This is a genomic window from Actinomadura scrupuli, from assembly GCF_050971785.1.
Taxonomy (GTDB): domain Bacteria; phylum Actinomycetota; class Actinomycetes; order Streptosporangiales; family Streptosporangiaceae; genus Actinomadura_E; species Actinomadura_E scrupuli.
The window spans coordinates 307,797-325,828 of sequence record NZ_JBPCCU010000002.1; the positions used below are offsets into that span (position 1 = coordinate 307,797).

Below are 18,032 nucleotides of genomic sequence, written 5' to 3' on the forward strand. Positions count from 1 at the left end.
TCCGAGTCTCTCAGAGGCCTGTCTCTCCCCTCTCTCGGCGATCGGGCCCCGGGGCCGTACTGTGAGGTGAACAGGGCGAAACGGAATCCGGGACTCAGCGTGGAGGCGACGATGCCGTACTACCGGGCCGTGGGAGAGATCCCGCGGAAACGTCATGTGCAGTTCCGCAGGCCGGATGGCGGGCTGTACGCGGAGGAGCTGATGGGCGAGGAGGGCTTCTCCTCCGACGCGAGCCTGCTCTACCACGTGCATCCGCCGACGGCGATCGTGAAGGTCGAGGGGGCGCCGGAGGCCGTCGAGCCCGAGATGGTGCCCAACCATCCGCTGCAGCCCCGCGGCTACCGCACCCAGGACCTGCCCGGCGGCGGCGATCTGGTGCTGGGCCGTCAGGTGCTCGCGGGCAATCAGGACGTACGGCTGTCGTACGTGTCGGCCGACGTCGCGAGCGAGCTCTACCGCAACTCCACCGGCGACGAGGTGGTCTACCTCCAGGAGGGGTCGGCCAGATTCGAGTCGACCTTCGGGGCGCTGGAGGCCGATCCCGGTGACTATGTGGTCATCCCGGCCGGGACGATCCACCGGTGGCTGCCGGAGAGCCCGCTCAAGGCACTGGTGATCGAGGCGCGCGGCCACATCCGGCCGCCCAAGCGGTACCTCTCCCAGCACGGCCAGTTCCTGGAGCACGCGCCCTACTGCGAGCGTGATCTGCGGGCCCCGGCGGAGCCGCTGGTCGTCACGGAGGGGGCCGAGGAGACCGCGGTCCTGGTGCGCACCGCGGCCGGGATGTCGCGGCTGACCTATCTGCACCATCCCTTCGACGTCGTCGGCTGGGACGGCTGCCTGTACCCGTACGCGTTCAACATCGACGACTTCGAGCCGATCGTGAAGCGCACGCACGCGCCGCCGCCGGTGCACCAGACGTTCGAGGGCCCGGGTTTCGTGATCTGCTCGTTCTGCCCCCGGCCGCTGGACTTCCACCAGGACGCGGTGCCGATCCCGTACAACCACCACAATGTCGACTCGGACGAGGTCATGTTCTACGCCGCGGGCGACTACGAGGCCCGGAAGGGTTCGGGCATCGGGGTCGGGTCGATCTCGCTGCATCCGTCCGGCTTCACGCACGGTCCGCAGCCGGGCGCGGTCGAGGGGGTCCTGGCGAGCGGGCAGACCGCGACCACCGAGCTCGCCGTCATGATCGACACCTTCCGCCCGCTGCTGCTCGGCCCGGCGGCGGCCGGTTGCGAGGACCCCGAGTACGCCTGGAGCTGGGCGCGTTCGTCGTGAAGTGACCCCGGTTCCCGGGGAGTATTGCCGCACCGTGAGTCTTTTGTATACACATGACTGCTTTCCTGCGGGCCTGGGGTGGGTAGACGGCTTAACGCGATGAGAAACGAGCCGTTCCCCCCACGGGTCCGGAGGGTCGCCAGACGATCACGTCTGGGTGCGCCGGTCCGGGCACACGACTCACGTGGCCGCGCGTTCGCCTGGGTGGCGCTGCTGGGCGGCGCCGGGGTCGTACTGGTGCCGGCCGGGCTGTCCTACCTCCACGACGACGAGATCTGGCTGGGCGTCCCGAGCCTGGTGCTCGCCGCCGCCTACCTCGGCGGCGCGGGCTGGATCCTCGGCCGGACCGGGCTGGCCGGCCGGGGCGTCTACCGCTATGAGCACGGTTTCGTGCGGGCGGGCAATCCACCGGAGGTCTACGCCTGGGACGACCTCGTCGCCGTGACCATGTCGGGCGTACGCCGCTCCAGCCGGGGGCGTACGACCTGGCGGTTCACCGTGCTGAACGGCGACGACCGGGAGGTGACGCTCGGCGAGGAGACTCCCGGCGTGGGCGACCTGGGCGAGGTGGTGGTGGCCGAGGTGACGCGCCGGGTGGTCCCCTGGTACGTCAGCGTGATCGCCGGCGGCGGCTCCGTCGAGCTGGGGCCCTTCACCCTCGGCCCGCGGGGCATCGCCAAGGACGGCGACCTGGTGCCGTGGGCGTACGTCGACGAGGCCGTGGTCAGCAACGGGGTCGTCTACGTGCGCGACACGGAGGGGCAGATCGCGCTGGCGGCCACCGTGGGCCAGGTGCCGAACGCGCTCGCGCTCGCCGCCGTGTGCGGGCACGCGGTCCGCCGGGGCGGCGGCGATCCACAATACGAATGTAGGCGAGCTTCTCCGGGCCGATCCCATAACCTTGACACGTGAGCCTGCAGCTATACGACACCGGAACCCGTACCGTCCGCCGCTTCGAGCCCCTCCGCGAGGGCCGTGTGGGGATGTACGTCTGTGGTGCCACCCCGCAGGCCGCACCGCACATCGGTCATCTGCGCTCCGGCGTGATCTACGACGTCCTGCTCCGCTGGCTGACCCGGTCGGGGTACGACGTCACCTTCGCCCGCAACGTCACCGACGTGGACGACAAGATCATCGACGTGGCGGCGCGCACCGGGACGCCCTGGTTCGCGGTCGCGGAGGGCAACCAGCGGGTCTTCAGCCGCGGCTACGACATGCTCGGCTGCCTGCCGCCCACCATCGAGCCGCGGGCCACCGGGCACGTCCCGGAGATGATCGTGCTGATGCGCCGGCTGATCGAGGCCGGTCACGCCTACGAGTCGGGCGGCGACGTCTACTTCTCCGTCAAGTCCTGGGCCGATCGCTATGGCGCGCTCTCCAACCAGAAGGTGGAGAACATGCGCGACCCGAAGGACACCCCCAACGCGGAGTTCAAGCGCGACCCGCTCGACTTCGCGTTGTGGAAGGGCGCCAAGCCCGGAGAGCCGAGCTGGGAGACGCCCTGGGGTCCCGGCCGGCCCGGCTGGCACCTGGAGTGCTCGGCGATGGCCACCAAGTACCTCGGGGAGACCTTCGACATCCACGGCGGCGGCGTCGACCTGATCTTCCCGCACCACGAGAACGAGATCGCCCAGTCCCAGGCGGCCGGTGACGGCTTCGCCCGCTACTGGCTGCACAACGGGCTGCTCACCGTCGACGGCGTCAAGATGAGCAAGTCCCTGGGCAACGTGGTGCTCCTCACCGACCTGCTGGGCCGGGCCCGGCCGGTGGAGATCCGCTACTACCTGGCCTCCGCCAACTACCGGTCGCTCATGGACTACACCGACGCCTCGCTGGCCGAGGCGGTCGCCGCCTACCAGCGCATCGAGGGCTTCGCCACCCGGGCCGCCGAGGTCGTGGGCCCGGTGCCGTCCCCGGCCGAGGCGGAGCTGCCGGAGGCCTTCACGGCCGCGATGAACGACGATCTCGGTGTGCCGCAGGCCCTGGCCGTCGTGCACGAGGCCGTACGCGAGGGCAACACCGCCCTCGCCCAGGAGGACGCCGAGACGGCCCGTGCCCGGCTGGTGGACGTACGTGCCATGACCGGCGTGCTCGGGCTCGATCCGCTCTCGCCGCTGTGGGGCCACGAGAGCGGCGACGACCTGCGGCCGGTGGTGGACGCGCTGGTCGCGGTGGCCCTCGAGCAGCGCCAGTCGGCCCGGGCCCGCCGCGACTTCGCGGCGGCCGACGCCATCCGGGAGGGCCTCGCCGCCGCGGGCATCCTCGTGGAGGACACCCCGCACGGCCCCCGCTGGGAGCTCAAGCACGACTGACACCCCTCGGCCACGCGGCCCCCTCTCCGCAGTGGATCGCGTGAGCCTCCCGCCGTGATCATGCAATCGTTCGGCGAACGATTGCATGATCACGGCGGAGGGGGCGTGAGTGACTGGGATCTGGGCGGAGCGGGCGCCTCGTATCCTGGACGCCGCGTAGAGTTTCATCGTTGGGGCGTTCATCGAGTGTGCCGCCCAGCCGAACAGGAGGGCGCAGGAGACCGATGGCGAAGAGCAAGAGAGGTGCCACCCCCAAGGCCGAGGACCGGCACTGGCACGACAAGCGGCAGAAGGCGCGGGCGGCGAAGTCCGCCTCGCGCGCCGGCACCCGCACCACCGGGCCGGCGGCCCCCCGGGGCAGTGCGGCCACCGGTGCCCGGGGTGCCGGAGCGGCGGCCGGCCGCGACACCGACACCGGCCGGACCGGCGGCGCCCCGACGCGGCGCTCCCCGGACGCCCCGGAGGTCGTGGCGGGCCGTAACCCGGTGCTGGAGGCGCTGCGCGGCTCGGTGCCCGGCACCACGCTGTACGTCATGTCCGACACCGGCGACGAGCGGGTCCGCGAGGCCATCCAGCTCGCCGCCGACCGCGGGATCCCCCTCATCGAGGCGGGCAAGCCCCAGTTGGACCGGCTCACCGACGGCTCCATCCACCAGGGCATCGCGCTCAAGGTGCGGCCCTACAAGTACGCGCACGCCGACGACCTGCTCAAGGGCACCGCGCCGCTGATCGTCGCAGCGGACGGCATCACCGACCCCCGCAACCTCGGCGCCGTCGTACGCTCCGCGGCCGCGTTCGGCGCGACCGGCGTGGTCGTGCCGGAGCGCCGGGCGGCCGGGGTCACCGCGGGCGTGTGGAAGTCCTCCGCGGGCACGCTGGCCACGGTGCCGGTGGCGCAGGTGACCAACCTGACCCGCACGCTGAAGGCCTACCAGAAGGCTGGCTGCTTCGTCGCCGGGCTGGACGCGCGGGGCACCACGCCGGTGAGCGAGCTGGACGTCGCCACCGGGCCGTTCGTGCTGGTCGTCGGCTCCGAGGGCAAGGGCCTGGCCCGGCTGGTGGCCGACACCTGTGATCTGCTGGTCACCATCCCGATGAGCGGTGGCCGGGCGGAGTCGCTCAACGCCGGGGTCGCGGCCGGGATCGCGCTGTACGAGATCTCACGTCAGCGTTCCTGATCAGCCGGAGCCGCCGGGCTCCTAAGATCTGGGCCATGACGGACATGGCGACGATCAGCGGCAAGCTCGGTGAGCTCCGCGCGGCCGATCCCGATCTACGGATCTTCGGAGCCTCCGGGCACCGGTACGAGACCGGCCCCGCTGCCGACCCGGCCGTCCTCGGCCGGGTCGAGGATCTCGTCGGCGCGCGGCTGCCCGAGGACTACCGGGAGTTCGTCACCACCGTCGGAGACGGCGCTCCCGGTCCCTACTACGGCATCAAGCCGCTCACCCTGGCCGTGGAGTCCGTGACGGAGGTCTGGGGTGCCGCGACGCTCGGCGCCGACAGCCCGCTGACCGGCGACGTCGACTTCACCGAGCTGCTCGGGGGCCCCGAGGACTGGGAGGCGCACGCGGCCCGGCTGGACGACGACCCGGCCTACGCCGCCGGGTTCGACCGGCTCCAGGAGACGTACCTCTTCGAACCGTGGTGCAACGGCCGCCTGCCGATCGCCGACTACGGCTGCGGGGACTGGCTGTTCCTCGTCCTGCGCGGCCCACGCCGGGGCACGATGTGGGTCGACTGCCTGAGCAGCGCATCCGGCCTCTACTGCCTGGAGGTCGGCTTCGGCACGTGGTACACCCGGTGGCTGGACGACGCCCTCGACCGCACCGCGCGGGGCGACTTCGCCCCGGAGAACGCCGCCTACTCGGTCCTGCGGTACGGCGACAATCCGCGGTACCGGCTGGTCGAGCCCGAGCGCCCGATCGGCCTCGCCTGAACCGCACCGCGGCACCGGCACTAGTGTGACTGTGAGTGCCTGGCAGGGCTCTGTCATCGGTCAGGGGGCGTAGATGGACACGCGCAACATCGGCGGGCTGGAGGTCGGCGCGATCGGCCTGGGCTGCATGGGAATGACCTTCGCCTACACGACCGGCGAGCGGGACGACGCGGAGTCGATCAAAGTCGTGCACCGGGCCATCGACCTGGGCGTGACCCTGATCGACACCTCCGACGTGTACGGGCCGTACACCAACGAGGAACTCGTCGGCCGGGCACTGCAGGGCCGCCGCGACGAGGTCGTGCTGGCCACCAAGGTCGGCCTGGTGATCCCCGAGGGCGGCGGTGCGATGTACCGCGACGGCCGGCCCGAGCACGTCCACGCGGGGGTACGCGAGTCGCTGCGCAGGCTGCGGACCGACCACCTCGACCTGTACCAGTTGCACCGGATCGACGAGAAGGTGCCGCTGGAGGAGACCTGGGGCGCGATGGCCGCCCTGGTCGAGGAGGGGCTGGTCAGGGCCATCGGGCTCTCCGACGTTCGGCCGGGCCAGATCGAGCAGGCCCACGCGATCCATCCGGTCGCGACCGTACAGAACGAGCTGTCGCTGTGGACCCGCGACGACGAGGTGGTGGCCTGGACCGCCGCGCACGGAGTGGGCCTCATCCCGTACTCCCCGCTCGGCCGGGGCTTCCTCACCGGCCGCTACACCTCCAGCGCCGAGTTCGGCGCCGACGACTTCCGCTCCCGGCTGCCGCGCTTCGCCGACGGGGCGTTGGACGCCAACCTGGCCATCGTGGAGCGGGTGAAGGCGGTGGCCGAGCGGCACGGGGCCACCCCCGGCCAGATCGCGCTGGCCTGGGTGCTGGCCCAGGGCGACCAGATCGTCCCCATCCCCGGCACCAAGCGCCTGACCTATCTGGAGGAGAACGCCGGTGCCGCCCAGGTCCGGCTGACCCCCGAGGACGTCCAGGAGCTCAACGAGATCCCGCCCCCGGTCGGCACCCGCTACTAGGGCGTATCGGTCGCCCCTCCGCGGTCCCGTACAGACGACGCGCCGGTAGCCCGGTTATGGAGGAGCGGCCGAGGGCCCGAGTCGACTACGATTTCGACAGGCCCGCCTCCGTAGCTCAGTTGGCCAGAGCAGCCGCCTTGTAAGCGGCAGGTCATCGGTTCGAGTCCGATCGGAGGCTCCAGCCCAGAGGCCACTTCCAAGCTTTCGGAAGTGGCCTTTGACATCACCGGGGGTAGTGGCGTCCCGCCCGGCCGGCCGCGGACGACGCGACCGCGCGGGGCCGACGACCCACCAGCTCCGGGGGCGTCGAATTCCAATTGATCAACATGGGCGAGGCGCTCTATGCTCTCCCGATGATCAGAGGGGTTCGCGGTGGATTGGACACGCATTGAGGTCGCCGGGATTCCCACGTTCTGGAGTGAAGGCCAGGGGCCTCTGAAGGCCGGACTGATCTTCCGCGTCGGCCATGCCGACGAGACGCTCGCCACCCGGGGCATCACCCACCTCGTCGAACATCTGGCTCTACACCCGATCGGCCAGCCCGCGCACCACTACAACGGCCAGGTCGACGCCATCACGACGGCCTTCACCACCGAGGGCAGCCCCGACGAGGTGGCGGACTTCCTGTCGTCGATCTGCCGATCCCTGCACGATCTGCCGGTCGATCGGCTGAAGGTGGAGAACCGGATCCTGCAGACGGAAGAGGACGGCCGCCGGGCGGGGCCGCTCGGAGCACTCCTGCTCTGGCGGTACGGCGCCGCGACGTACGGGTTGCCGGGGTACGAGGAGTTCGGCATCGGCCTGCACACACCAGAACAGCTCGGCGCCTGGGGCCGCAGGTGGTTCACTCAGGGCAACGCCGTGCTGGCGCTGATCGGCGGCCCGCCTCCGGAGGGACTGCGGCTGGAGCTGCCCGCCGGTGAGCGCATCGCGCCGCCCGCGCCGTCGAGCGCGCTTCCTCGCACTCCCGCCTACTTCAACGAGCAGCTGAACGGTGTCGCCATGCTCAGCGCGGTGCCGCGATCGGCTGCGGCCCAGGCGTACTCGCTGCTGCTGGCCAGACGGCTGCACAGAACGCTCCGGCAGGACAGCGGAATCAGCTACAGCCCGACGGCCGACTACATGCCCCGGGACACCGGCACGGCCCATGTGACGGCGTTCGCCGACGGGCTCGAGGACAGCCATGCCAAGCTGATCGCCCAGTTCGTCGAGGAGATCGAGCGACTCGCGACCGAACCCGGCGCGCAAGACGAATTGGACAAGATCATCACCCAGATGCGCGCACGGGTGAGCGACCCCGAGGCGATCGCGGGAGTCGCGGTGGGAGCGGCGATGCGCGAGCTACTGGGCTCCGAGCCCCTCGACCGCGCCGCCCTCCTGGCGGAGATCGACGCGCTGGACGCCCGAGCGGTCCAGGAGACGGCGGCCCAGGCCCTCGACGCCGCACTGCTGATGCTGCCGAGGGGACACGAGCCTCAGGGACGCCGCTTTCACATGGCGCCGGCATCATCGCCCGGCACGGTCGACGGCCGGACCCTGCGCAGCGCTGACGCCCCCATCGACCGTGATCGCCTGATCATCGGGCCGGAGGGTGTCAGTCTCGTCCATGGTCCCCGGTACGTCACGGTCAAGTTCAGTGCCTGTGAGGCGATGCTCGCCTGGCCCGACGGGGCACGGCGGCTCTACGGCAGGGACGGTTTCTCGCTGCACCTGGAACCGACCCTGTGGGAGAACGGCGGATCCATTCCGGAGGCCCTCGATCGGGCGGTTCCCGCCGACCGGGTGATCCCTCAACAAGCCCGGTCGGAAGACCACATCCCCCAGCCCCGGACCAGCCGGCTGGAGCGCGCACGTGCCCGCCTGAAGCGCCGTTGATCCTTACCGAGTGGAGATCCTGATGCCCACCATCCCGTTCCGCCGACGGGTCAGCGAGGGGACCGCCTGGGACGACCCGGCCCTGACGGCGGGACTGCCCGACGTCCGCAAGGGACGGCTGGAGGCCGGCCGGCGGCTGCTCGCGGAGACCCGAGGCGACCACGACCTTCGCGCTCTGCGGCTGGGCAGGCTGTCGATGGCGGCCATCCCGCATCGTGAAGCCCTCGCCCGGCTGTACGCCGAGAATCCCGGCGACGCGGACCTGGCACTGTGGCTGGGCGACACCCGTATCTCCCATGCCTGGGAGGTGCGCGGCGGCCAGTGGGCGAGCCGGGTCAGCGCCGATCAGTTCGAGGAGTTCTGGCTGATCCTCGGAACGGCGTACGACCCGTTGATCGCGGCCAGCGAGCTGCTGGTGGACGACCCGGTGCCGTGGGACCGGTTGCAGTGGCACGGGCTCGGTACGCAACGGGGCCGCGCCGAGCTCGACGAGATCTGGGCGGAGTTGCACCGGAGAGGTCCCGACTTCTACACCGGTCACTACTCACGCCTTCAGGTGCTGTGCGGGAAGTGGAAGGGCTCGGACGCGGAGGTGCTCGACTTCGCCGAGACCGCCGCGAAGGCCGCACCACCCGGCAGCCCCATCGCGGCCATCCCGGTGGCCGCGCACCTGGAGGTGCTCCTCGTACAGGGGATCTCCCCGGCCGGGTACTTCCGGCAGCCGGCCGTGCAGACGCGCCTGGCCGAACTCTCCGACGCCTGGTCCGAACACGTCACCGAGCACCCCCGGGTGCCGGAGGCGCATCACCTGTTCGGCGCCGCCTTCTATCTGGGCGGTGACTGGCTGCGGGCCAGACGGCACCTGTCCCAGGTCAGCGCCGGAAGCATTCCTGGGACGTTGCCCTGGTCGTATCTCGGAGAGGGCCGTGGCTACCTCGAGGCGAGGAAGGAACTGGGGCTCTCGGCCGACAGCGGACCCATCCTGGAACCGGGACCGCTGCCCACCATTCCGGCGATGCCGCGGGTTCCGCGGTCCGCCCAGGCGGGCGAACGCCGGCAGTGGGCGGGAGCCGGCGGCGTAGCGGCGGTGGTGGTCTTCGTCGTCCTCATCCGGCTGGCGGTCACTATCAGTAACGTGTCCAGTTCGGCCGACGCTCCGCGGGACCAGCAGGCATCCGCCGCCGAGACCCCGCCCATCGAACCGCTCAACCTGCCCGAACTGCCCGACGCCGTCGCCGGCATGGTCCGCACGAACAGCCCGTACACCCGGGACCTCGCGGACACCTTCACGCGGCTTCTCACCGGCGGGGAGACTCCCGCCGGAACGGCGGCCGGCGTCTACTGGGCCGGCAGCCAGGGCCCGTCGGTGGTGACCGTCATCAAGTACGCCACGGATCCAGGCTCCGTACCCGCCTCGCTCGTGAACACGTCCCTGGCCAACCTGGCCATCACCGAGACGGCGGCCTATCCGACCGGCACGCTGAAGGGCACGCTCCGATGCGGCAGGTCCGCGATCAGCGGTGTCGTCTGTGTATGGGCGGGCCAGGCCACCGAGATCGCGGTCAACTTCGACAAGAGCTCCTCGTCCACCAGTGCCGCGGCCCAGCGGACGCGGCGGATCGCCGATGACCTTGTGAAGTGACGGCAGGCTCACCGAGACGTGCGACCGGGCGGCGTTGAGAAGGCCCTTCCACGGTGTTTCCAAGGCTGGAAAGGATCACCGGCCTGGAGGGCGTCACGGCGTGCTCTGCCGGTGCCGTGCCGTGACGGCGGCGGGCAGCGACTCCTGGACGGCACTGATCAGCTTCTCGCTGTTGCCGAGGGCGGCCTGGAGGCCCGTCGCGGGGGTGGTGCCCGCACGCTGATGCAGAACGACACCGAGGATCAGCCAGGTCCGGCCGCCCGCGGTGGCCTCCGCCGCCCACATCAGGGCGCCGCCCGCCGGGGTGCTGGAGCCGGTCTTGAGGCCGATCACGCCGGATCTGCCCAGCAGCGGATTGGTGTTGGCGATCGTGCCCGGCACGCCGGGGATCGTGGTGCTGGGCTTGGCGACGATCGAGCGGAACACCTCGTCCTTCATCACCTGCCGGGCCAGTTTCAGCTGGTCGACGGCGGTGGACGTGGTGGTGGGCTCGATGCCGCTGGCGCCGGTGTAGGTGGTGCGGGTCATGCCGAGCCCGGTGGCGGCGCGGTTCATCTTCGCCACGAAGGACTCCTGGGTGCCGGCGTCCCAGCGGGCCAGCAGGCGGGCGACGTTGTTGCCGGAGGGGATCAGCATCATCTCCAGCAACTGCCGCTCGGTGAGGCGCAGGCCCTCCCGGACCGGTGCGCTCGACTCCTCACGGGACAGCGACTCGTCGGCGGCGGCCTGGTCGACCTCGATGACCGGGCCGGTCTCGGCTCCGCTGAGGGGGTGATCCCGGAGGATCACGTACGCGGTCATCACCTTGGTGACACTCGCGATCGGTACGGGCTCGCGCTCGCCCTTCGAACCGAGGCTGCCGAGGCCCTCGACCGTCACGCTCGACTGGCCGCCGTCCGGCCAGGGCAGTGGCATCGCGGTGGTGGCGCCCTCACCCGGCCGCACACCCCCGTGATCGTCGCGTACGAAGCCATACCAGCCGGCACAGCAGGAGACGGCGACGGCGATGGCGATGGCCCAGACCTGGGCGGCGCGCTGGGAGCGGCGCGGCGGGATCGGCTGGTCCGACCGCCGCTCCGCGCGGGCCACGGCGGGCAGGCGGGCAGCGCACATGGAAACACCTCCGGGGGATCGGTGCGCCACAGAAGCGCACGTCAGCCACCCTGCGCGGTGCAGATGTCGGTGCCGCCGAGGCCGCGTATCCGGGCCCGCTCGGCTGTGTATCGGGTGGGTATCAGCCGTCGAGGCGGAGCGTGGCGACCGCGCCGCCGTCCGGTGCGTTGCCGAAGGTGAGGTCGGCGCCGATCACCTCGGCCTGGCCGGCGGCGATGGTCAGGCCCAGGCCGTGGCCCCGGCCGCGCTCCGCCGCACCGGTACGGAAGCGCTGCGGTCCGTCGGCCAGCAGCGCGTCCGGGAACCCGGGCCCGTGGTCACGGACGACGATGGTCGTACCGTCGACGATCACCTCGACCGGAGGCCGTCCGTGGCGGTGCGCGTTGGCGAGCAGGTTGGCGATGATCCGGTCGAGGCGGCGCGGGTCGGTGTCGGCGACCGGGTCATCGATCACCGTCAGCCGAGCCTGGAGCCCGGTCCGGCGCAGGGACTCCCCGACGACCTGGTCCAGCGGCACCCGTGCGCGATCGGCTCGTTCCGCGCCCGCGTCCAGGCGGGAGATCTCCAGCAGATCCTCGACCAGCGCCCGCAGCACCCGCACCCGGTCGCGTACGAGGTCGGTCGCCTCGCTCGGCGGGAGCAGCTCGGCCGAGGTGACCAGGCCCATCAGCGGGGTGCGCAGTTCGTGGGCCACGTCGGCGGTGAAGCGCTGCTCGCTGCGCAGCCGCTCCCGCAGGGCACCCGCCATCGAGTCGACGGCCACCGAGATCTCGGTGATCTCGTCACGGATCGGGCCGCCCGTCCCGATCCGGGCGTCCAGGTCGCCGTCCGCGATGCGCCGGGCGGTGCCCGCCACCCGCCGCAGCCGCCGGTTCAGCAGTTCACCGGCCAGCGCCGCCAGGGGCACGACGACGCCGAGCCCGGCCAGCGCGGCCATCACGATATGCCGGTCGAGCGCCTGAAGGCTGCGCAGCTCGGAGCCCATTTCGATCTCCACGGCCAGGACCTCGCCGCCCGTGCTGGAGGCCGCCCACATCCAGGGCTGGTCCGGTTTCCTGGCGTCGTACCAGGTGGCGACCTTCCCGGCGCGCACCTGCCGGGACAGCTCTGGGGGGAGCTCGGCCGGGTCCGTGAGAGCACCGGCCGGCACCGCCCCGGTCCCGGCGTACTCGGCCGTCGCGGTCTGGAGGGCCTGGTAGGCCGCGTTCCGGCCCAGGGCGAGCGATCGGTCGTAGGTGGCCTGGTGCACCAGCATCCCGACGACCGCGGTGACCGCGCAGGACGCCACGGCGACCAGCGCGGCGATCTGCCAGCGCAGCGACAGCGAGTTCCACGGCCTCTTCCGCCGGTCCGGCGGCGTACGGCTCGTCCCAGCGGGCCCGATGCCCACCTCAGCGCCGCAGCTTGTAGCCGAAGCCGCGGACCGTCTCGATCCGGTCGGCGCCGACCTTCTTGCGCAGGCGCTGGACGCACAGGTCGACCACCCGGCTGTCACCGTCCCATCCGTAGTCCCAGACGTTGCGCAGCAGCGTCTGCCGGTCCAGCACGATCCCCGGATGCGCCGCGAACTCCAGCAGCAGCCGCAGCTCGGTGGGGGCCAGCGCGACCGGCTCGCCGTTCCGCCGCACCTCCAGGCCCCGGGTGTCGATGGCCAGGTCCCCGAAGACCAGATCGGCGGCGGGCTCCGGAGCGTCCCCGGAGACCGGCGCGAAAGTGGCCCGGCGCAGCAGCGAGCGGATCCGCGCCACCAGCACCGCGGTGTCGACCGGCTTGACGACGTAGTCGTCGGCACCCGCCTCCAGCCCCGACACCACGTCCAGCGCGTCACCACGCGCGGACATCATCAGGATCGGGACCAGGCTGGACTCCCTGATCCTGCGGCACAGCCCGATGCCGTCCAGCCCCGGGAGCATCACGTCCAGCAACAGCAGGTCGTGCCGTCCGTCCCGGAAGAGCTCCAGGCCGGTCAGACCGTCGCCGGCCACGGCCACCTCGTAGCCGTACCGCTCCAGCGCCATCCCGACCGCCTTGCGGATCACCTCGTCGTCCTCGACGAGCAGCACCGTGACGGGGGCCGGCGGTCCGTTACTGACCCTCAAACCTGCCATCTCTCCCAAATCGTGACGAATGAGGCACCAAAGCAATATAGGGGCTCTCAAGGAGCAGGCCGGCGGGATGTTCCCGGCGTGATCTTCCCCGCCGGCACCGGCGGATCAATAGGGGCTGACGCGTCCGTCGATGAGCACGGTCAGCCCGGGCTCGACCCGGGGCCGGATGATCTCATGGGGCCGCGGTGCGACGAGGTCCTCGACGACGACGCCGAAGTCCCACTGGGTCTCGGTGATCGAGGCGATGCTCCCCGGCCGGGCATGGGAGCGGAGGATGGTCACGCCCTCACAGGTCCGGCGCAGCCGGCCGTCGGCCGTCAGCCATACGTCATAGGTCAGCTTCTTGATGCCGTGTCGCTCACAACGCTGGTAGAGCCCGGCGAGCAGGGGGTCGGTCTCGTGCCTGCGCGGCCTGATCCGCAGCGAGAACCGGCGGAGCCGTTCTCCGTCGTGTTCCTCCACGGTGGCCGCGACGGGCACGGCCCGGTGACGGATGGCGGCGACGGTCTCCGCGCGATGGTTCTCCCAGCCGGGGTCCGCGGGGCTCTCCCACCTCCACGTCATGCCCGTCCTCTGCTGCTCCTCCGGGGTGAGCCTGCACAGGACGTCGGGTCCCGCGTGCAGATGGTGGGCGATCACTTCTCCGGTCGAGATGCGGATGAAGCCGAGATGGTGCCGGTAGTCCCAGAACCCCTCATGGCGCACCGGGAGTGTCCTGCCGTCGCCTCGGCTCACCAGGACGTCGGCGGTGAGCCGGGCGGTGGTCACGGCTTCGACCTCGTCGGCGATGTGGCCGAGCGGGACCTCGTCCGGCGGCGGACGGCCCCGGAAGACCCGGGCGAGCCTCATGTCCGTCAGCCGGGGACCGTACGGCCCGCGGGCGGGGCGAGGGCGGACAGCAGGGTGGCGGTGAGCAGGCCGGGTACGGCCTCCGGCGTGAGCCGATCGGCCTCGACCTCGTCGGCGGCGGTGTGGAGCAGGCTGAAGGTGAGCGTGACCAGCCAGTCGGTGGGCAGGTCGGTGCGGAAGACTCCCTGCTCCCGGCCCTGCGCGATGAGCCGCTCCATCCGGCTGCGCACCGGGTCGTGATATTCGTGGAGCCGCTCGGGGCCGAGGTCGGCCAGCGCGTGCCGGCGCAGCCTGCGATGGCGCTGGAGTACGGACCAGGTGGAGCCGATCAGGCCGGCCAGCACCTGGTCGGCGAGCCGGTCGGCGGACTGGCCGCCGGGCTGGTCGCCGCGCTCGTCGGCAAGGGCGGTGAGTCCGGCGTCCATGGCCTGCTCGGCTTCGGCGATGGCGTGCCGCATCAGGGCCTCGACCAGATCGGCCCGGGAGGGGAAGTGGGCATAGACGGTGACCCGGCCGAGCCCTGCGGCCCGCGCGACGTCGGCCATGCTGACGTTGGCCTCGCGCCCGAACAGCTCCAGCCCGGCGGCGATGATCGCCGCGATGTTGCGTTCGGCGTCGGCCCGGCGGGGCGCGGTGTTCTCGTCCTGCCGGGCCGGTGCCGAACGGCGTCCAGAGACCATGACCGAAGCTTAGGACCTCAGTGCACGAACGGTCCGGCGGGCAGGCGCGGCCTGCCCGCCGGTGCGACGGCGAGTGCCACGACGGCGGCTGCGGCCGCGGTGACCGCGGCAACGGTGAAGGCGCTGCCGAACCCGGTGACGGTGCCGGTCCGGAGACCCGCGGCGGCGACGGTGGAGACGACGGCGACCCCGACGGAGCCGCCGACCTCGTGGAAGGTGCTGATGAGGCCGGAGGCGAGGCCCGCCTCCCGGTGCTCGACGAACCCGAGCGCGGTGGTGGTCGCCGCGACGAAGACGGCGCCCACGCCGATGCTGACGAGGACGAAACCCGGCAGCAGGGCGGTGTACGGGTCGCTGTGCGAGTCCAGCCCGGCCAGCAGCCCGAAACCGATCGCCGCGGACACCAGCCCGGCCGAGGCGATCGGCCGGGCACCGCGCCGGCCGATCAGCCGGCCGGCCAGATGCGCGCCGACCCCGGTGCCGAGCGCGACCGGGAGGAACATCAGCCCGGTCCGCAGCGCGCTGTAGTGCCGGACGTGCTGCAGGTAGAGCGAGCCGAGGAAGAACGTGCCGATGAGCAGCGCGGTGGCCACCAGCATCAGGAAGGCCCCGGCGAGCACCGGCCGTCGCCCCAGCAGGCGCAGGTCCATCAGCGGTGACCGGACCGTACGCTCCACGATCGCGAACCCGGCGTACAGCGTCGCGGCCGCGGCCAGCGCGACGAGGGTGGCGGTGCCGCTCCATCCGGAGTCCCCCGCCTTGACCAGACCGTAGATCAGTGCCGCGGTGCCGCCGGTGACCAGCAGCGCCCCCGGCACATCGATCCGCCGGGGTACGGCGGGACCCGGCGAGCCCTTGACCACCAGCGGCAACGCGACGAGGACGGCGAGCCCGACGGGCACGTTGACGAAGAACACCCATTTCCAGCCGGGGCCCGCGGTGAGCGCACCGCCCAGGAGCACCCCGGCCGCCGACCCGGTCCCGCCGAGAGCGGCCCACACCCCGAGGGCCTTGTTGCGCTCGGCCCCGTGGAAGGTGGTGGTGATGATCGACAGGGCGGCCGGTGAGAGGAGTGCGGCGCCGACGCCCTGGGCCACCCGGCCGCCGAGCAGCATGGCGCCGTCCCCGGCGAGCCCGGTGACCAGCGAGGCCAGCGTGAACACCACGACACCGGCGGGGAGCGTACGGCGGGCGCCGAACGCGTCGGCGAGCCGGCCGCCCAGCAGCATCAGGCCGCCGAAGACCAGCGTGTAGGCGGTCACCACCCAGGTGAGGGTCTCGCGGCCCAGGTGCAGGCCCGCGCCGATGCCGGGCAGCGCGACGTTCACCACGGTGACGTCCACGACCAGCATGAACTGGGCGACTGACAGAACGGCGAGCGCCGCCCATCGGCGCCGGCCGGGCTCGGGGGGAGCGTGCGGGTGCCGGGCCGGAGCGCCGGGGGAGTGGACGGGATGGCTCATGACGGACCTCCGCGCGAGACGCCCGGCAGGAAAGCCCGGGCGATGCCTAATCCGTACACTGCTGTACGGGTTATGAAGGTGAGCGTACCGCTATTCCGTACATAGGTGTACGACTTATTGGCCGCCGTCCGGCGCGGATCGGAAGAACCGGCTGCGGCCGCCGGCTACCGGGCGTCGCCGTAGATCGTCAGCCAGATCGACCGGCCGAGGGTGCGGGCGATGGCCTCGTCGCCCGGGCCCTCGTCCTGACGGCAGTGTGCCGAGATGGTCCGCTCGACCATCCAGGTCAGCACCTGCGCGGTCGTCGTGGTGTCCATGGCGGGGCTGACGTCGCCCGCTCGCTGATCGCGTTCCCGCCAAACGAGCTGGCGCTCTTCGTCAACCGCTTCATCGTGTACGTGACCAGCAGTGACGAGCGCCGCCTCGGGCAGTGGGAGCACGTCCCGTGGTGGGACTACGTACGGGCCGCGGGCAAGTCCCGCGACTACCAGACCATCGTCGCCAAGTTCCTGACCCGCGGCCTGGTGGCGGTCAAGGAGGAGGTGGCCAGCACCAAGACCGTCGGCTCGATGGGCCAGGCGTTCGTGATGTCCGGTCTCGGCCTCGGCACCGACGGCGGGCTGGCCCGGATGCTCAACGCCCCGACCAACGAGGCCTGGATCGACCCGTGGACGGCGTACCTGACCGAACGCGGCGTCCGCTTCCACGTCGGCCAGACGGTCACGGCCGTGGAGGTCGGCGGTGGCCGGATCCAGGCCGCGCACGTGGTGGACGCGCAGCAGCAGACGCGCCGGATCGACGCGGACTGGTTCATCTGTGCCCTGCCGGTGGAGCGGGCGCGGGCACTGTGGTCGGGCGAGGTGCTCGCGCTCGACCCGGCCCTGGCGGCGACCAAGGACCTGCACACCGAGTGGATGAACGGCCTGCAGTTCTTCCTGCGCAGGACCCCGCGCGACCTCGGCCAGGAGATCAGCTTCCTGGACTCGCCCTGGCAGATCACCGCGGTCCTGCAGAGCAACCTGTGGGACCGTGACTTCGCCCGCGACTACGGCGACGGCAGCGTCAAGGACTGCCTCTCGCTGGACGTCTCCGACTGGGACACCCCCCGGGATCCTGTACGGCAGGCCGGCCAGGAACTGCCGTCCCGAGGAGGTGGCCAAGGAGTGCTGGGCGCAGATGAAGGACCATCTCGAGGACACCGGAAGATCGGTGCTTCCCGACGACATCCTGCACTCGTGGTTCCTCGACCCGGCGATCAGCTGGGATCCGGCCCGCCTGCGCAACGACAACGACGAGCCGCTCATGGTGAACACCGTCGGCACCTGGGCCAAACGTCCCCGCACCCGTAGCGCGATCCCCAACCTCTTCCTGGCCGGCGACTACGTCCAGACCAACACGGACCTGGCCACGATGGAGGGCGCCAACGAGTCCGGTCGGGCCGCCGTCAACGCGCTCCTGGACGCGGCCGACTCCGCCGCCGAGCCGGTCGCCATGTGGACGCTCTACCAGCCCCCGGCACTCGAGGGGCTGAAGAAGACCGATGCCCGGCGCTACCGCAACGGACAGCGCAACCTCTTCGACGTCGACACCCCGTGAGCTGGGACGGATGGCCGTACCCGGCCCGAAAGCACGGAGCGCCCCGGAGACCTGGACACGTCATGGCAGAATGAGGCCCCGCGTGGCGGACGGCTCCGGGCGGGGTCACACCGGTGACCAGCGAGGCGGTCCGGCCGCGCCGACGAGGCGGGGAGG

General features: G+C 71.6%; 16 protein-coding genes and 1 tRNA gene. 10 read left to right on the forward strand and 7 right to left on the reverse strand.

The features are described from left to right. The first annotated feature begins 111 nt into the window (after positions 1-111). The 9 genes from ACRYCC_RS09120 (at position 112) to ACRYCC_RS09160 (ending at position 10,067) form a co-directional block, all read left to right on the forward strand. Complete coding sequence (locus ACRYCC_RS09120; RefSeq protein ID WP_433810269.1) at positions 112-1,284, forward strand: homogentisate 1,2-dioxygenase; 1,173 nt, start codon at positions 112-114, stop codon at positions 1,282-1,284. A gap of 99 nt (positions 1,285-1,383) precedes the next feature. Continuing rightward, positions 1,384-2,196: a DUF6585 family protein gene (locus ACRYCC_RS09125; protein ID WP_433810271.1), complete on the forward strand. Its 813-nt coding sequence runs from the start codon at positions 1,384-1,386 to the stop codon at positions 2,194-2,196. Continuing rightward, complete coding sequence (cysS, locus tag ACRYCC_RS09130; RefSeq protein ID WP_433810273.1) at positions 2,193-3,596, forward strand: cysteine--tRNA ligase; 1,404 nt, start codon at positions 2,193-2,195, stop codon at positions 3,594-3,596. Before ACRYCC_RS09125 ends, cysS begins: the two co-directional genes overlap by 4 nt. A 224-nt stretch (positions 3,597-3,820) precedes the next feature. After that, complete coding sequence (gene rlmB / locus ACRYCC_RS09135; RefSeq protein WP_433810275.1) at positions 3,821-4,774, forward strand: 23S rRNA (guanosine(2251)-2'-O)-methyltransferase RlmB; 954 nt, start codon at positions 3,821-3,823, stop codon at positions 4,772-4,774. A gap of 35 nt (positions 4,775-4,809) precedes the next feature. Then, entirely contained in the window at positions 4,810-5,535 is a 726-nt protein-coding gene (locus ACRYCC_RS09140) for an SMI1/KNR4 family protein (protein WP_433810277.1), read from the forward strand. 73 nt (positions 5,536-5,608) lie between these two features. Beyond that, positions 5,609-6,550: an aldo/keto reductase gene (locus ACRYCC_RS09145; RefSeq protein WP_433810279.1), complete on the forward strand. Its 942-nt coding sequence runs from the start codon at positions 5,609-5,611 to the stop codon at positions 6,548-6,550. Between the two features lie 104 nt (positions 6,551-6,654). Continuing rightward, positions 6,655-6,731 (forward strand) — tRNA-Thr (locus ACRYCC_RS09150). 191 nt (positions 6,732-6,922) lie between these two features. Continuing rightward, positions 6,923-8,425 (forward strand): peptidase M16 family protein, encoded by a 1,503-nt coding sequence (locus ACRYCC_RS09155; RefSeq protein WP_433810281.1) that lies wholly within the window; start codon positions 6,923-6,925, stop codon positions 8,423-8,425. A 22-nt stretch (positions 8,426-8,447) separates the two neighbouring features. Then, on the forward strand, positions 8,448-10,067 hold the full coding sequence (locus ACRYCC_RS09160; protein ID WP_433810283.1) for a hypothetical protein: 1,620 nt from the start codon (positions 8,448-8,450) through the stop codon (positions 10,065-10,067). 93 nt (positions 10,068-10,160) lie between these two features. Here the strand turns inward: ACRYCC_RS09160 and ACRYCC_RS09165 are convergent, their stop codons facing one another. From ACRYCC_RS09165 to ACRYCC_RS09195, 7 genes are all read right to left on the reverse strand, one after another. After that, on the reverse strand, positions 10,161-11,180 hold the full coding sequence (locus ACRYCC_RS09165; RefSeq protein WP_433810284.1) for a D-alanyl-D-alanine carboxypeptidase family protein: 1,020 nt from the start codon (positions 11,178-11,180) through the stop codon (positions 10,161-10,163). A 121-nt stretch (positions 11,181-11,301) separates the two neighbouring features. Then, positions 11,302-12,570, reverse strand: a complete 1,269-nt coding sequence (locus ACRYCC_RS09170) for a sensor histidine kinase (RefSeq protein WP_433810285.1) — start codon at positions 12,568-12,570, stop codon at positions 11,302-11,304. 1 nt (position 12,571) lies between these two features. Continuing rightward, positions 12,572-13,288 (reverse strand): two-component system response regulator CseB, encoded by a 717-nt coding sequence (gene cseB, locus ACRYCC_RS09175; RefSeq protein ID WP_433810287.1) that lies wholly within the window; start codon positions 13,286-13,288, stop codon positions 12,572-12,574. A 105-nt stretch (positions 13,289-13,393) separates the two neighbouring features. Then, complete coding sequence (locus ACRYCC_RS09180; RefSeq protein WP_433810288.1) at positions 13,394-14,137, reverse strand: hypothetical protein; 744 nt, start codon at positions 14,135-14,137, stop codon at positions 13,394-13,396. A gap of 5 nt (positions 14,138-14,142) precedes the next feature. Next, the gene (locus ACRYCC_RS09185) at positions 14,143-14,817 is read right to left on the reverse strand and encodes a TetR/AcrR family transcriptional regulator (RefSeq protein ID WP_433810290.1); all 675 of its coding nucleotides are present in this window, start codon (positions 14,815-14,817) and stop codon (positions 14,143-14,145) included. Positions 14,818-14,834: 17 nt separating this feature from the next. Then, positions 14,835-16,280, reverse strand: coding sequence for an MFS transporter (locus tag ACRYCC_RS09190; protein WP_433810292.1), 1,446 nt, complete (start codon positions 16,278-16,280; stop codon positions 14,835-14,837). Between the two features lie 164 nt (positions 16,281-16,444). After that, positions 16,445-16,597 carry a hypothetical protein gene (locus ACRYCC_RS09195; RefSeq protein ID WP_433810294.1) on the reverse strand — a complete coding sequence of 51 codons (153 nt, stop codon included), beginning with the start codon at positions 16,595-16,597 and terminating at the stop codon, positions 16,445-16,447. 859 nt (positions 16,598-17,456) lie between these two features. On the opposite strand from ACRYCC_RS09195, the gene ACRYCC_RS09200 reads away from it, so the two are divergent. After that, the gene (locus ACRYCC_RS09200) at positions 17,457-17,876 is read left to right on the forward strand and encodes an FAD-dependent oxidoreductase (RefSeq protein ID WP_433810296.1); all 420 of its coding nucleotides are present in this window, start codon (positions 17,457-17,459) and stop codon (positions 17,874-17,876) included. Positions 17,877-18,032 lie beyond the last annotated feature (156 nt).

What these genes read in the sequence shown, in the direction of transcription:
- ACRYCC_RS09120 (WP_433810269.1), top strand. Translation starts at nt 112, where the DNA reads ATGCCGTACTACCGGGCCGTGGGAGAGATCCCGCGGAAACGTCATGTG.
- ACRYCC_RS09125 (WP_433810271.1), top strand. Translation starts at nt 1,384, where the DNA reads ATGAGAAACGAGCCGTTCCCCCCACGGGTCCGGAGGGTCGCCAGACGA.
- rlmB (WP_433810275.1), top strand. Translation starts at nt 3,821, where the DNA reads ATGGCGAAGAGCAAGAGAGGTGCCACCCCCAAGGCCGAGGACCGGCAC.
- ACRYCC_RS09140 (WP_433810277.1), top strand. Translation starts at nt 4,810, where the DNA reads ATGACGGACATGGCGACGATCAGCGGCAAGCTCGGTGAGCTCCGCGCG.
- ACRYCC_RS09145 (WP_433810279.1), top strand. Translation starts at nt 5,609, where the DNA reads ATGGACACGCGCAACATCGGCGGGCTGGAGGTCGGCGCGATCGGCCTG.
- ACRYCC_RS09160 (WP_433810283.1), top strand. Translation starts at nt 8,448, where the DNA reads ATGCCCACCATCCCGTTCCGCCGACGGGTCAGCGAGGGGACCGCCTGG.
- ACRYCC_RS09165 (WP_433810284.1), bottom strand. Translation starts at nt 11,180, where the DNA reads ATGTGCGCTGCCCGCCTGCCCGCCGTGGCCCGCGCGGAGCGGCGGTCG.
- cseB (WP_433810287.1), bottom strand. Translation starts at nt 13,288, where the DNA reads ATGGCAGGTTTGAGGGTCAGTAACGGACCGCCGGCCCCCGTCACGGTG.
- ACRYCC_RS09180 (WP_433810288.1), bottom strand. Translation starts at nt 14,137, where the DNA reads ATGAGGCTCGCCCGGGTCTTCCGGGGCCGTCCGCCGCCGGACGAGGTC.
- ACRYCC_RS09185 (WP_433810290.1), bottom strand. Translation starts at nt 14,817, where the DNA reads ATGGTCTCTGGACGCCGTTCGGCACCGGCCCGGCAGGACGAGAACACC.
- ACRYCC_RS09190 (WP_433810292.1), bottom strand. Translation starts at nt 16,280, where the DNA reads ATGAGCCATCCCGTCCACTCCCCCGGCGCTCCGGCCCGGCACCCGCAC.
- ACRYCC_RS09195 (WP_433810294.1), bottom strand. Translation starts at nt 16,597, where the DNA reads ATGGACACCACGACGACCGCGCAGGTGCTGACCTGGATGGTCGAGCGG.
- ACRYCC_RS09200 (WP_433810296.1), top strand. Translation starts at nt 17,457, where the DNA reads ATGAAGGACCATCTCGAGGACACCGGAAGATCGGTGCTTCCCGACGAC.